This is a genomic window from Mesorhizobium sp. M0808, from assembly GCF_040320025.1.
In the GTDB taxonomy this organism is placed as follows: Bacteria; Pseudomonadota; Alphaproteobacteria; order Rhizobiales; family Rhizobiaceae; genus Mesorhizobium.
The window spans coordinates 234,554-249,067 of sequence record NZ_JAMYOX010000006.1; the positions used below are offsets into that span (position 1 = coordinate 234,554).

Here is a 14,514-nt window from a genome sequence, read left to right on the forward strand (position 1 = left end):
TTTCGGCCATCATTTCAGACAGAGGTTTCAACATGACCAAACGCAACGATATCGACCCACTGCGCAATCTGTCGGGGGACATCTGGAATGTGGCCGTCGACGAGTATCAGGGCGGTTTTCTCAAGCGCCGCGATCTCCTGAAATACGCAGCGCTGCTCGGCCTGACCGGCTTTGCTGCCTCGCAGGGGCTTGGAGGCGCGCGCGCCGCAGCCGCCGCCGGCGGCACGGTTCGTGTCGGCCTCGGCCAGCCGACCAAGGCGATCGATCCCGTCTCGGTCACGGATCCGGCCAGCATCGGGGTGATCAGCCAGGTGGGCGAATATTTGATCCTCGACGATCCGAAGGACGGGCTCCAGCCGAAGCTCGCCTTGTCCTGGGAGGCCAACGAGACAGCCAGCCGCTGGACCTTCAAATTGCGCCCAGGGGTGAAGTTTCACGATGGCCGCGCGGTCACGGCCAAGGATGTGGTGGCGAGCTTCGAGCGGCTGGTCGATCCCGCCAGCGGATCGTCGGCCTTGTCGGCCTACAAGGGCATCCTGTCCAAGGGTGGCGCCAAGCTGGTCGACGACGAAACGGTCGCCTTCGATCTGGACGGTCCGAACAGCAATTTCCCGTTCTATGTCTCTTCCGACGTCTATAACGCCGTCATCCTGCCGGCCGACTATGCCGGCGATTTCGAGAAAAATTTCAACGGCACCGGCCCGTTCAAGCTCGAATCCTTCCGTCCCAAGCAAGCCGCCAGCTTCGTGCGCAATCCGGATTACTGGGGCGAGAAGGCACTTCCCGATCGTGTCGAGATCAAGTTCTTCGACGACGAGCAGGCCCAGATGCTGGCGCTGCAGGCCGGCCAGCTCGATGTCATCCCGAGCACGACGCGCCTGGAACTGGCGATCGAGGGCAATCCTAACTTCAAGCTCCTAAGCGTGCAGGCAAGCTCGCATGATGAGGTGCATCTGCGGACCGACCAGGCGCCGTTCACAGACAAGCGCGTCCGCCGCGCGCTGGCGCTGACCCTCGATCGCGAGGCGGTGGTGAAGGGCCTGCTGAAGGGCCGCGCCGTCGTCGGTAACGACACCCCGTTCGCGCCGATCTTCCCCTCGGCTGATCCGTCGGTGCCGCAGCGCAAACAGGACATCGCCGAGGCCAAGCGCCTGCTTGGCGAGGCGGGCGTGCCGAACGGATTTGAGGTCACACTGACCACCGAACGCGCCTATGACATTCCCGACTACGCGGTGTTGATCCAGAACTTCGCCAAGAAGGCCGGCATCGATATCAAGCTCAACGTATTGCCGCAGGACGCCTATTACGGATCGGCCAAATTCGGCAGCTCGCCCTGGCTGGATTCCAATCTCGGCATCGCCGATTTCGGCCATCGCGGCACCCCCGACATCTTCCTCAACGCAACGCTCAAGAGTTCGGGGACCTGGAATGCCGCGCATTTCAACAACCCGGCCTATGACGCGCTGCTGCTCGACTACAGCAAGGCGCGTGACCTCCAGGCGCAGCGCCTTGCCGCCGGCAAGATCCAGACCTTGCTGCTCGACGAGACGCCGCTGATCATCGGCTACTTCTCGCAATATAGCCGGATCGTCAGCTCGAAGGTTGAGGGCGTCCGCTTCACGGCGATCTCGCATCTGCTGCTCGACCGCGTTTCCTTTGTCCAGGCATGATGCTCGAAAACGGAGATAGAGCCCCATCCCGATTCCATCGGGATGGGACAGGTTTTGGGCGAGGCGGCAACACTCGATGGTGAGCGGCCGCATCCTATCAACGCGCGTCGGCACACTGCTGCTCACGCTGTGGCTGGTCAGTATCCTGGTCTTTTTTGCCGGGCAGGTTCTGCCCGGCGATGTCGGCCGCGTTATGCTTGGGCCCTTTGCCGATGCGCAAGCGGTGGCGGAACTGAACAGGCGGCTGGGCGCCGACCAGCCGATCCTTGTCCAATACTGGCGCTGGTTCAGCAAGGCTGTCACTGGTGACTTCGGCACCTCGCTGTCGATGGGTGTGCCGGTCGCGCCGTTCGTGATGGAAAGCCTCAAACGTTCCGCGGCACTTGCCGGCATCATCCTTGTCTTCCTCGTTCCGCTCGGGGTTGGCGGCGGTGTCATCGCCGGTCTCAACGCCGGCCGCCTCATCGACCGGCTGATCGTGATGGCGGGCGTCTCCTTCGGCATCGTGCCAGATTTTGTGTCCGGCCTGATGCTGCTCATCGTTTTCGGCCTGTGGCTGAAGTGGTTCCCGATCTCGGGCGTTGCGCCGGATGGCGCGGGCTTCTGGACGCAAGGCTATTATCTGATCCTGCCGGCGCTGCCGCTGGTGCTCAATCTTGCCGGCTACATCGCCCGGATGACGCGGGCCGGCGTGATCGAGGCGATGGCCGCCGACTACACACGCACCGCCATCCTGAAAGGGCTTGAGCGGCGCGAGATCATCCTTCGGCACGTGCTGCGCAATGCGCTAACCCCGACCATCGCGGTGCTGGCGACGCAGACCGGATACATGCTTGGCGGGCTGGTTGTGATCGAAGCGCTGTTCGGCATCCAGGGACTTGGCAATCTGGTTCTGAACGCGGCCAAGGCGCGAGATTTCCCGATGCTTGAAGCGGGCGTGCTGGTGATGGCGGCAATCTTCGTTCTTTCGGCGGCGGCGGGCGACTTCGTGCTGGCCTTGCTCGATCCGCGGCAACGCCGTCGGATCTCGCCATGACGGATCTGACGGAGTTTCCCGCATCACGGCGCGCCGTGGCCGGTTTTCGGGCGGTGCGCAGGATCGGCAGTGCCTTCTCCGGGCTGCCCCCATCGGTCGTGATCGGAACGCTGCTGCTACTGTTCTGGGTCGTATGCGCGGTAGCAGGCAATCTCTTCGTTCCGTATAATCCCTATGCCGAGGATTTTCTGGCGATGCTGACGCCGCCCGATGCCTCGCATTGGTTCGGGACCGATCAGCTCGGCCGCGACGTGCTGTCCCGCATTATCGTCGGATCGCGCGATATCCTGCTGGTCGCGCCGCTGGCGACGCTGGTCGGCGTTGCCGCCGGCAGCATCATCGGCCTGGTGCTTGGCTATTTCGATGGCCTCACCGATGCCATCGGCGCGCGGCTGCTCGATACACTGATGGCGTTTCCATTCATCGTTCTCGTCACCATGACGCTGGTGGCGATCGGGCCGTCGAACCTGACCGTCGTCCTGGTGATCGGCATCGCCTATGCGCCGCTGGTGGCGCGCACCGTCCGCGCAGCCGTGCGCGAGCAGAAGGAGCGCGACTATGTCAGCGCCGCCCGGCTTGGCGGCGAAGGCGCGCTCGCCATCATGTTCCTGGAGATATTGCCCAACATCAGGGAGACGATCCTCATCGAGTTCGTCACTCGGCTGGGCTACGCGTTCTTTTCGATCGCGACGCTGAGTTTTCTGGGCCTCGGCATCCAGCCGCCGTCGGCCGATTGGGGACTGGCTGTCGCCGACGGCTACGGCTTCCTGACCGGCGGTAAATGGTGGGTCGTCGTTTTCAATTCCGGCGCGATCGTTTCACTGGTCATGGCAACGAACCTAATTGCCCAAGGCTTAGGCGCGTTTGAAAATGGTGATGGATGAATGCGAAGCCGTATTGATGGCCTGAGCTTCGGTCTGGTCGCTATACGGACATTGCTACGTCCATTAGCAGAACGGCATTTTTCTCCGCGAGGCCGAAAAATCGGAACGTAGTTCCTTATCTCTATAGATTTTGTCGAATATCGTCTGCCCCGGTTTGGAAATGACCCGATGCGCATGCAGGGTCCGGGAGATTGACGAGTTGGCACGGCTATCGGTTCTCGGAATATCCGGCAGCGTAAGCACACCATCGCGCACTACTGCGGTGGTCAACGCGCTGGTCAAGGCAGTCGCCTTGCGCGTCCCGGCAGACACCGGCCTGATCGAAATCACCGAGGCGGCGCCTTCGATTTTCGCCGGGCTGTCTCGTGGCGCGCTCGGCGCGTCTGGCGAAGCGATCATCCAGCGTGTCGAGAAGGCCGACCTGCTCGTGGTCGGAACGCCTGTCTATCGGGCTTCCTACTCCGGGGCCCTCAAGCACCTGTTTGATCTCGTCGACTACCGTGCGCTGGCTGGCAAGACCGTGCTTCTCGCGGCAACAGGCGGAAGTCCATTCCATGGCCTGGTTCTCGAACATCAGCTCCGGCCATTGTTCGGTTTTTTCGGGGCCGTCACCGTCCCGACCGGCGTCTACGGCGCGCCCGACGATTTCGTCGATGCCAAGATCGTCGGCGCAGCGATTATCGAGCGCATCTCACGGGCCGCTACCGAAGCGGTCTCCTTGCTTAATTCCAGTGATGCAAACACTGCCGTCGCCACGCGCGTCGGTTGAAGCCAATCAAAAGGGGAAACGAACGAAATGACCTCGAATTCCGACGACGTGAAATTCGCCTACTGGGTCCCGAACGTTTCGGGCGGCCTTGTCATCTCCAACATCGAGCAGCGGACAGGCTGGGACATCGACTATAACCGCAAGCTTGCTCAGATCGCCGAGGCCAACGGCTTCGACTACGCGCTGAGCCAAATACGCTTCACGGCCGGCTATGGCGCCGACAACCAGCACGAATCCGTATCGTTCAGCCATGCCTTGCTTGCGGCGACCACAACGCTGAAAGTCATCGCGGCGATCCTGCCCGGCCCATGGAATCCAGCGCTGGCGGCCAAGCAGATAGCCACCATCAACCACCTGACCAATGGCCGTGTCGCGGTCAATGTCGTGAGCGGCTGGTTCCGCGGTGAGTTCGCCGCCATCGGCGAGCTGTGGCTCGACCATGACGAGCGCTATCGCCGCTCGGAGGAATTCATCCGTGCGCTCCGCGGCATCTGGACCGAGGATAATTTCACGCTAAAGGGCGACTTCTATCGCTTCACAAACTACTCGATGAAGCCGAAGCCGATCGATCCGCAGCCGGAGATCTTCCAAGGCGGCTCATCGCGCGCGGCGCGCGACATGGCTGCGCGGGTTTCCGACTGGTATTTCACCAACGGCAACACGCCGGAAGAGATCAAGAAGCAGGTTGACGACATCAAGACCAAGGCGAAGGCCAATGGCCACAAGGTCAAGATCGGCGTCAACGCCTTTGCCATCGCTCGCGAAACCGAGGCAGAAGCGCGCACCGTGCTCGACGAGATCATCGCCAAGGCCAATCCGGAGGCGGTGCAGGGTTTCGCCGATCAGGTCAAGAATGCCGGCAAGGCCTCGCCGGAAGGCGAGGGTAACTGGGCAAAATCCTCCTTCGAGGATCTTGTCCAATACAATGACGGCTTCCGCAGCAATCTCATCGGCACGCCGGAACAGATTGCCGAACGCATCCTCAAGCTGAAGGATGCCGGCGCGGATCTGATCCTGCTCGGCTTCCTGCATTTCCAGGAAGAGGTGGAGTTCTTCGGCAAGCGCGTCATCCCTCTGGTGCGCGAACTGGAAGCGGCGCGCGACAGGGAGCTCGTCGCCGCGGAATAGGACAGGCGCGGCCTTCAGGCCGCCGCCCGCACGCCTTCAAAATCAGGAACGTTTCATGATTGGTGCTTCGCTGGGAGCCGCCGCATACGAGCGCGCGCCCGAAATTTCCGGCATTCTTGCTGGTGCTGGTCCCGTCGAGGACACGCGCCCGGCGCGCCTGTCGGCAAAGGCTGATGCGATCCTGGCGCTGGGCGGGATCAGCATTTCCTTTGGTGGCGTCACGGCACTGCGGGATGTCGACCTCGAGGTCAAAAGCCGCGAGATTCGCGCTGTGATCGGTCCCAATGGCGCCGGCAAATCCTCGCTTATCAACATCATCAGCGGCCTCTATCACGCCGATCAGGGCAAGATCGCGATCGATAGCCAGTCCTTCTCCCGGGTGTCGGCAAGCCGTCTGGCACGGCTCGGCGTCGCGCGCACCTTCCAGAACCTGGCACTGTTCGGTGGGCTTTCAGTGCGCGACAACATCGCGTCGGGCCGCGTCCACACCCGGCGCGCCAGCTTCGTCGAACATATCGCCGGTCTACCGCGCGCCCGGCGCGAAGATGCCGCGATCGCTGAAAAGGTCGACCAGATAATCGCCTTCCTGCATCTCGAGGCCGTCGCCGATCGCCTGGTCGCGACGCTGCCCTACGGCCTGCAGAAGCGGGTCGAACTGGCGCGCGCCCTCGTCGCCGAGCCGAAGATCCTGCTGCTCGACGAGCCGATGGCCGGCATGACGGCGACCGAGAAGGCCGAGATGGCCGGTTTGGTGCGCGCAGCGCGCGACCGGCACGACGTCACCATCATCCTGATCGAACACGATATCGGCGTGGTCATGGGGCTCTCCGACCGCGTCGCCGTGCTCGACTACGGCCGCAAGATCGCCGACGGGACACCGGCCGAGGTCAGGGCCAATCCGGCGGTGATCCGGGCCTATATCGGCACCGCCGAAGGCGAAGATGGCGAGGGCATCTGATGAGCTACTATGATTTCCTCTTCGTCATCGAGGTGCTGGTCGGTGGCTTGCTCTCAGGCGTCATGTATTCGCTCGTCGCCATCGGTTTCGTGCTGATCTACAAGACGTCGGGCGTGCTGAACTTCGCGCAAGGGTCGATGGTGCTGTTCGCCGCACTCACCTTTGTCAGCCTTGTCGAACGCGGCATCCCGTTTGCGCTTTCGCTGCTCATTACCCTCGCGGTCATGGTTGCGCTGGGCTTCACCATCGAGCGAACTGTGCTGAGGCCGCTGGTCAATCGCTCGCCGATGACGCTGTTCATGGCCACGCTTGGCCTGTCTTACATCATTGAAGGCGCTGCCCAGTTGGTGTGGGGCACGCAGGTGCACGGGCTCGATCTCGGCATCGACGACACGCCGTTCGAGGTCGGCGGTATCCTGATATCGTCGTTCGATCTTCTTGCTGCAGGCATTGCCGCGGCGATGGTCGCCGGCTTGAGCGCATTCTTCTATTGGACCCGCATCGGCCTAGCGTTTCGCGCCGTCGCAGACGACCAGTTCGCGGCGCTCGCCGTCGGGCTGCGGCTGCCCCGGATCTGGGGGACGGTGTGGACCGCCGCGGGGTTCGTGGCACTGGTCGCGGGACTTTTGTGGGGCGCGCGCCTCGGCGTCCAGTTCTCGCTGTCGCTGATCGTGCTGAAGGCGCTGCCGGTGCTGGTGCTTGGCGGCTTCGATTCCATCCTCGGCGCCATCGTCGGCGGCCTCATCATCGGCGCCAGCGAGAAGCTCGCCGAGGTCTACCTCGGACCCTTTGTCGGTGGCGGCATCGAAGGCTGGTTCGCTTATGCGCTGGCGCTGGTCGTCCTGCTGGTGCGCCCCTCCGGGCTGTTTGGCCAGAAGGCTGTCGAAAGGGTCTGACCGATGGCCGTGCAAGCGCTCGATGCCGCAAGGCTTCCAATCGACTGGCAGAAGTTAGCCCTGCCGGCCGCCCTGATTGCCGTGGCCTACGGCCTGATCCCCGCCTATGCGTCGAGCTATCTCGTCGAGGCGATCCTGCTGCCGTTCCTTGCGCTCAGCCTGGCGGCGGTCGGCCTCAACCTTTTGACCGGCTATTGCGGCCAGCTTTCGCTGGGCTCCTCCGCCTTCATGGCGGTCGGCGCTTTCGCCGCCTACAATTTCAACCTTCGGGTCGAAGGACTGCCGCTGGCTGCGACCATGATCCTGGCCGGGATTTCGGCCGCCGGCATCGGCGTCGTGTTCGGATTGCCGAGCCTGCGCCTGCGCGGCTTCTATCTCGCCGTCTCGACGCTCGCCGCCCAGTTCTTCGTGCAGTGGGCGCTGACCAAGTTCGGCTGGTTCTCCAACGACAACCCTTCCGGGGTGATCTCGGCGCCGCACCTTGCCGTTGCGGGCTTCTCGCTCGACAGGGCGACGGGCCGCTACCTGCTCTCGGTGACCACGGTCATCGTGCTCACGGCGCTCGTCTGGCGCCTGGTCAACAGCGCGACCGGCCGCAATTTCATCGCCGTGCGCGACAACGAAACCGCCGCGCGGGTGATCGGCGTCCCTGTGCTGAAGACCAAGCTGCTCGCGTTCGCCATCTCGTCCTTCATCATCGGCGTCGCCGGCGTGCTGTGGGCCTTCACCTATCTGCGCACCGTCGAGCCGGCCGGCTTCAATCTCGACCGCTCGTTCCAGATCCTGTTCATCATCATCATCGGCGGGCTGGCCTCGATACGCGGCGCCTTTCTGGGAGCGGCGTTCATCGTCATCTTTCCGCTCATCCTGTCGCGGCTTGGCGCCTTCCTGTTTGGCGGACTGTTCGATTCGGGTGTTCTCGACATGAGCCAGCGCATCGTCCTCGGCGCGCTCATCATCATCTTCCTCATCGCGGAACCGAACGGGCTGTCGGCCCTCTTCGACCGCCTGAAACGACGGATCGGCTCAAGGTCCAGCTGAGCGCCGCTCGACATCCTCTCACGGACCACAACCTCAGGAGACGCAATCCATGACCTTCTTCAGTCACCTACGAAAAGCGGCGATCGCCACGGCCTTCGTGCTCGGCGCGACGGCGGTCCACGCCGACGAACAGTATTTTCCTCTTCAGAGCTACCGCGTCGGCCCTTACGCCGCCGGCGGCACCGGCTTTTTCGGCGGCTTCATCGACTATCTCAACCTGATCAACATCCGCGACGGCGGCGTCAACGGCGTCAAGCTGACCTGGAGCGAGGGCGAGACGCAGTATGAGGTCGAGAAGGGCGTCGAGGTCTATGAACGATTGAAGAGCAATCCCGGCATCGCCGCCTGGAACCCGCTTTCGGTCGGCATCGCCTATGCCATGATCGACCGCATCACCGATGACAAGGTGCCGCTGATCACCATCAACCACGGCCGCACCGACACGACGGACGGGCGCGTGTTCCCTTACGTCTTCCCGCTGCTGCTCAATCCCTACAGCGAGACCTCCGGCATCGTGAACTACATCGCCTCCAAGGAAGGCGGCCTGGACAAGCTCAAAGGCAAGAAGATCGTGGTGCTCTATCACGGCTCGCCCTACGGCAAGGAGACGATCCCGATCTATGAATTGCTTTCGCAGAAATACGGCTTCGAGCTGTCGCAGATCGAGGTTCCGCATCCCGGCAACGAACAGCAGGCGCAGTGGCTGACGATCCGTCGCGAGCATCCCGACTATGTGGTGCTGCGTGGCTGGGGCGTGATGAACCCGGTCGCCCTGAAGACGGCGCAGAAGACCGGCTTCCCGGCCGATCACATCGTCGGCAATGTCTGGTCGAATTCGGAAGAGGATGTGATCCCCGCGGGCGATGCCGCCAAGGGCTATACGGCCATCACCACCCAGGCATCGGGCGAGCAGTATCCGGTGGTCCAGGAGATCGTCAAAACGGTCTACGACGCCGGCAAGGGTAACCTTGAGGACAAGAGCCGGATCGGTTCGGTCTACCATAATCTGGGCATCGTTAACGGCATCCTCAATGTAGAGGCGGTCCGCATCGCGCAGGCCAAGTTCGGCAACCGCACATTGACCGGCGACGAAGTGCGCTGGGGCTTCGAGCATCTCAAGCTCGATCCGGCGCGCGTCGAGGCGCTCGGCGCTAAGGATCTGTTCCATTCCATCAACGTCTCCTGGGACAATCACGAAGGTGACGGCTACGTGACCTTCCAGCAGTGGGACGGCAAGAAATGGAACGTCGTCTCCGACTGGATTGCGCCCGACTGGAAGCTGCTGCGTCCGATCATCGAGAAGTCGTCCGAAGCCTATGCCCAGGAAAAGGGCATCAAGATCCGCACGGCCGAAGACGCCGAAGCAGTGGTCAGCAACTGAAGTCCAACAACTCGCGGCCCGCCCACGGGCCGGCCGCGATTTCCTGCCTATCGCGGAGTCATCGATGTCCAGCCCGGAAAATCCGATCCTGTCGGTCAGTCGCGTGGAGGCCGTCTACAACAGCGCCATCGCCGCCCTGCACGGTGTCGACCTGTCGGTCGGCAAAGGCGAGATCGTCGCACTGCTCGGCTCCAACGGCGCCGGCAAGACGACGCTGCTACGCGCCGTATCCAATCTCCTCCCGGCCGAGCGCGGCACCGTTACCGCTGGTCGGATCACTTTCGACGGCGAGGATGTCTCCAGGGCAAGCCCCTCTCACCTCGTCCGCAAGGGTCTGGTCCAGGTCCTCGAGGGCCGACACTGCTTCCGCTCGCTGACGGTCGAGGAGAACCTTCTGACCGGCGCGCTCGGGCGTTCGTCCTCCCGCACCGGCGTCAAGGCCGACCTCGACCGCGTCTATGCGCTTTTCCCCAGGCTCGCCGAGAAGCGGCGAACCCGGTCCGGCCTCACCTCCGGCGGCGAGCAGCAGATGACGGCGATCGGCCGCGGTCTGATGTCGCGGCCGAAACTCTTCGTGCTGGACGAGCCTTCGATGGGGCTGGCGCCGCTGATCGTCGACGAGATTTTCAGCGCTTTGAAGCGGCTCAATCGGGACGAAGATCTTTCGATCCTTGTCGCCGAGCAGAATTCGGCAGTGGCGCTGAAATATGCCGACCGCGCCACCGTGCTCGAAAACGGAAAGAGCGTGCTGGAAGGGTCGGCCGCCGACCTGCGCCAGCGCGATGACATCAAGACCTACTATCTCGGCGGCACGCCACTTCCATCGCAACATTTTCCCCAGGAGACCGCAGCATGACCATCCAATCCAAGCAGCCGTCCGACGCGCGTGTCGCCGTGCCTCCGGTCGAGCGCCCGTCGGCCAGAGCGCATGTCATCAAGACCGATGCCGAGGCGATCGCCGTCGCCGAAAAACTGGCTGCCGAGTTCGCCAAGGATGCTTCAAAGCGGGACCGCGAGCGCATCTGGCCGAAGGAGGAACTCGACGCCTTCTCGCAGAGCGGCCTTTGGTCGATCAACGTGCCGAAGGCCCATGGCGGACCGGAGCTCTCCTATGTGACGCTGTCAAAGGTGATCAGCATCATCTCGGCGGCCGATCCGTCGCTCGGCCAGATTCCGCAGAACCATCTCGGCGTGGTCGCAGCCATCCGCACCGTCTCTGATGAGGCCCAGAAGAAGTTGCTCTTCGCCGAAGTTCTGTCCGGCACGCGGTTCGGCAACGCGTTCTCCGAATTCGGCTCCAAGCGGGCGGCCGATTTTGAGACCAAATTCGTCGACGCTGGCGACCACGTCGTGGTCAATGGCCAGAAATTCTATTCGAGCGGCGCGCTGCTCGCCCATCTGGTGCCGATCGTGGCCCTCGATGACGAAGGCCGCGCCTGGTATGCCATCGCCGATCGCGGTGAGCCCGGACTGACTGTCATCGACGACTGGTCGAGCTTCGGCCAGAAGACGACGCTGTCCGGCACAGTCCTGCTCGACAATGTGAAAGTGCCGAAGACGCATCTCGTCCCCGGCTACAAGGGCTACGACAGGCCGACGGCCGACGGCGCCATCTTCCAGATCATCCAGGCTGCTGTCGATCTCGGCATCGCCAACGCGGCAATCGACGAAACCGTCGGCTTCGTGCGCACCAAGTCGCGCGCGTGGATCGACAGCGGCGTCGATCATGCCTGGCAGGATCCCTACACTATCCAGGCCGTCGGTGACCTTCGCCTGCGGGCCAATGCGGCGCAGGCCGTTCTGGACAAGGCAGGGCTGGCGGTCGACCGCGCCGTGGCCGATCCGAACGATAAGACCGTCGCGGAAGCGCAGATCGCGGTTGCCGAATCCAAGATCCTCACCACCGAGATCGCCATCAACGCCACCAACAAACTGTTCGAACTCGCCGGCACGCGATCCACACTGGCCGAGCACAATCTCGACCGGCACTGGCGCAACGCCAGAACCCACACGCTGCACGATCCGGTGCGCTGGAAATACGCGATCCTCGGCAACTATTACCTGAACGACGTCAATCCGCCGCTCCACGCCTGGAGCTGAGCGAGAACGCCGTAAAGTCACAAAGGACTGTTCATGAGCACTGCCATGCCCGACAGAATCAAGGTCCTGTGGTTTCTTCCGACCCATGGCGACAGCCGCTATCTCGGCACCTCCGAGGGGGGCAGGGCGGTCGACCTGCCCTATCTGACCCAGGTCGCCAAGGCCGCCGACGCCATCGGCTATTACGGCGCGCTGCTGCCAACCGGCCGAAGTTGCGAGGACAGCTGGGTCGTGGCGTCGGCGCTGGCGCCGTTGACGCAGCGGCTCCGCTTCCTCGTTGCGGTGCGGCCGGGCCTGCAATCGCCGACGCTCGCCGCGCGGATGACCTCAACGCTCGACCGCATTTCCGGCGGGCGCCTGCTTATCAACGTGGTCACCGGCGGTGACCCGGTCGAAAACAAGGGCGACGGCATCTTCCTCAGCCATGACGAGCGCTATGAGGTGACGCGGGAGTTTCTCGATATCTACAAGGCCGTGCTCAGCGGCGAGACCATTGCCTTCGAAGGCAAGCACTTCCGCATCGAGGACGGAAGGCTGCTGTTCCCGCCTGTGCAGACGCCGCATCCGCCGCTCTATTTCGGTGGTTCGTCGGAGGCGGCCAATGCGGTCGCCGCCGAGCAGATCGACAAATATCTGACCTGGGGCGAGCCACCGGTCGATGTCGCCGCAAAGGTCGACCATGTGCGCGGCCTTGCCGAGAAGGCCGGACGCCAGGTGAGTTTCGGCATCAGGCTGCATGTCATCGTTCGCGAAACCAATGACGAAGCCTGGGCCGATGCCGACCGCCTGATCAGCCGCCTGGACGACAAGACGATCGCCGAAGCGCAGAAGGTGTTCGCGCGCATGGACTCGGTTGGCCAGTCGCGTATGAGCCGGTTGCATGGCGGCCGCCGCGACAAGCTGGAAATCAGCCCGAACCTGTGGGCTGGCGTCGGCCTGGTGCGCGGCGGTGCGGGCACCGCATTGGTCGGCGATGCGGCTACGGTGGCGGAACGGATCGATGAATACCGGCGCATAGGCATCGATACATTCATCCTGTCCGGTTACCCGCATCTGGAGGAAGCCTATCGCTTCGGCGAACTTGTGTTGCCGCAGTTGCCACTCGATCACGAGATCTCAACGCGGCCCACGGCCGTCAACATGGGCCCCTTCGGCGAAACCGTGGCCGGCGACCATCGCCCGTCGGCGCTGCGCGCGAGCCAGTCTTGAGCGCCAGCGGACCGATCATAGCGATTGTCGGCGGCGGCTTTTCAGGTGCGGCGACTGCGTTTCATCTGGCGCGACTGCTCTCGGCCGGTGCATCCGATATCGTGGTCGTCGAGCCCCGCGAGGGGCTCGGCTATGGTCTGGCTTATTCCACGGCCGATCCGGCACATCGTATCAATGTGCCGGCGTCGAGAATGACGCTGATCTCCGGCCAGGACAGCCACTTTGCCGACTGGCTGGAGCAGACCAGAGCCATTGTAGACGATGCCGAGGCTATTGCCGCCTACGGAGCACTCTACCCGCAGCGTCGCGTTTTCGGGCGCTATGTGGAATCTCATCTCCGGCCCTTCCTTCTCAGCAAAACGATCCGCCATGTCAGGTCCGCCGTCGCATCGGTCGAGCGCACCGGCGAGGGCTACCGTCTGATCCTCGCTGATGGCGGGGCGCTCGCTGCCGACGCCGTGGTGATTGCGACGACGCATCCGCCGCCGGCCTTGCCGATGCCCCTGAAGTCCGTGGCTGGCACAGCCGGGCTGGTGGCCAATCCCTATGATCTCGAGAGGCTGGAAGCGATCGGCCGCGACGACCGTGTCCTGGTCGTTGGCACCGGACTGACGTCGGCGGACGTGATTGCAACGCTCGGCCGCAAGGGACATCGTGGCCACATCGTCGCGCTGTCACGTCACGGCTATCGCTCGCGCAGCCAAGCCGCGATGCTGGCCGATCCAATTGGTGATTTCACGACCCTTCCTTCACGAAGCGCAACGGCACTATTCAGGCGCATCCGGGTAACGATCCTTGATGCCAAGCGTCGGGGCGAAGACTGGCATCCGGTGCTCGATGCCGTCCGACGTCAGGGACAAACCATCTGGCAGGCCTTGCCGCTGGCCGAGCAGCGATGTGTGGCGCGCAATCTTCGTGCGCTCTGGGACGTGCATCGCTTCCGCCTCGCTCCACAGATCGCGGCCGTGCTTGATCGCGGCGTTGCCGACGGCAGGCTTGCCTATCGCGCCGCAACGATTGTCGGCGCCGAACAGGTCGACGGACGCATTTGCGTCAGGCAGCGGCTGCGTGGCCAACGCAGCCTCGTTGTCGAGGCTTTCGACAGTGTGGTCGTGACGACCGGACCGGCGCACGCCGATATCTTGCGGACCAACACGGCGATTGCGGCGCTCGAGCGGATGGGATTGGTCCGGCTCGACCCGATTGGTCTTGGTTTGGAGACCGACAGCCAAGGCCGTGCGGTCGGCACATCCGGGCGCCCGACCGACAGCGTTTTCGTCAGCGGGCCATTGGCGCGAGGCAGCGTCGGCGAACTGATGGGAATTCCCGAAGTCACCGCACATGCCGAGCGCATCGCCGCCGAAATTCACCAATGGTTGGGATACCAAACGGCGTTGTGTCGCAAGGCGTCGTGAAGCTGCAAACACGATGAGGCTATCCAG

Annotated in this window: 13 protein-coding genes; all 13 read left to right on the forward strand. The window is 63.3% G+C overall.

Annotation, left to right across the window (positions count from 1 at the left end; genetic code table 11):
- The first annotated feature begins 32 nt into the window (after positions 1-32).
- Positions 33-1,670: an ABC transporter substrate-binding protein gene (locus NKI25_RS11300; protein ID WP_352998458.1), complete on the forward strand. Its 1,638-nt coding sequence runs from the start codon at positions 33-35 to the stop codon at positions 1,668-1,670.
- A gap of 76 nt (positions 1,671-1,746) precedes the next feature.
- A complete protein-coding gene (locus NKI25_RS11305) occupies positions 1,747-2,706 on the forward strand; it encodes an ABC transporter permease (protein WP_352998459.1) in 960 nt (319 codons plus the stop codon).
- Entirely contained in the window at positions 2,703-3,590 is an 888-nt protein-coding gene (locus NKI25_RS11310) for an ABC transporter permease (protein WP_352857631.1), read from the forward strand. Before NKI25_RS11305 ends, NKI25_RS11310 begins: the two co-directional genes overlap by 4 nt.
- A 199-nt stretch (positions 3,591-3,789) precedes the next feature.
- Positions 3,790-4,359: an FMN reductase gene (gene msuE / locus NKI25_RS11315; protein WP_352998460.1), complete on the forward strand. Its 570-nt coding sequence runs from the start codon at positions 3,790-3,792 to the stop codon at positions 4,357-4,359.
- A gap of 27 nt (positions 4,360-4,386) precedes the next feature.
- Positions 4,387-5,487 (forward strand): dimethylsulfone monooxygenase SfnG, encoded by a 1,101-nt coding sequence (gene sfnG / locus NKI25_RS11320; RefSeq protein ID WP_352496336.1) that lies wholly within the window; start codon positions 4,387-4,389, stop codon positions 5,485-5,487.
- Between the two features lie 55 nt (positions 5,488-5,542).
- Positions 5,543-6,445, forward strand: coding sequence for an ABC transporter ATP-binding protein (locus NKI25_RS11325; protein ID WP_352998461.1), 903 nt, complete (start codon positions 5,543-5,545; stop codon positions 6,443-6,445).
- Complete coding sequence (locus NKI25_RS11330; protein WP_352641711.1) at positions 6,445-7,341, forward strand: branched-chain amino acid ABC transporter permease; 897 nt, start codon at positions 6,445-6,447, stop codon at positions 7,339-7,341. Before NKI25_RS11325 ends, NKI25_RS11330 begins: the two co-directional genes overlap by 1 nt.
- 3 nt (positions 7,342-7,344) lie before the next feature.
- On the forward strand, positions 7,345-8,382 hold the full coding sequence (locus NKI25_RS11335; protein WP_352693653.1) for a branched-chain amino acid ABC transporter permease: 1,038 nt from the start codon (positions 7,345-7,347) through the stop codon (positions 8,380-8,382).
- Positions 8,383-8,431: 49 nt separating this feature from the next.
- Positions 8,432-9,763: an ABC transporter substrate-binding protein gene (locus NKI25_RS11340; RefSeq protein WP_352693655.1), complete on the forward strand. Its 1,332-nt coding sequence runs from the start codon at positions 8,432-8,434 to the stop codon at positions 9,761-9,763.
- Positions 9,764-9,827: 64 nt separating this feature from the next.
- Complete coding sequence (locus NKI25_RS11345; protein WP_352998462.1) at positions 9,828-10,619, forward strand: ABC transporter ATP-binding protein; 792 nt, start codon at positions 9,828-9,830, stop codon at positions 10,617-10,619.
- Entirely contained in the window at positions 10,616-11,863 is a 1,248-nt protein-coding gene (locus NKI25_RS11350; RefSeq protein ID WP_352708864.1) for an SfnB family sulfur acquisition oxidoreductase, read from the forward strand. The genes NKI25_RS11345 and NKI25_RS11350 overlap by 4 nt, the downstream gene beginning before the upstream one ends.
- A gap of 33 nt (positions 11,864-11,896) precedes the next feature.
- Positions 11,897-13,072, forward strand: coding sequence for an FMNH2-dependent alkanesulfonate monooxygenase (gene ssuD, locus NKI25_RS11355; protein ID WP_352998463.1), 1,176 nt, complete (start codon positions 11,897-11,899; stop codon positions 13,070-13,072).
- Complete coding sequence (locus NKI25_RS11360; RefSeq protein WP_352998464.1) at positions 13,069-14,487, forward strand: FAD/NAD(P)-binding protein; 1,419 nt, start codon at positions 13,069-13,071, stop codon at positions 14,485-14,487. The genes ssuD and NKI25_RS11360 overlap by 4 nt, the downstream gene beginning before the upstream one ends.
- The last annotated feature ends 27 nt before the right edge of the window (positions 14,488-14,514 follow it).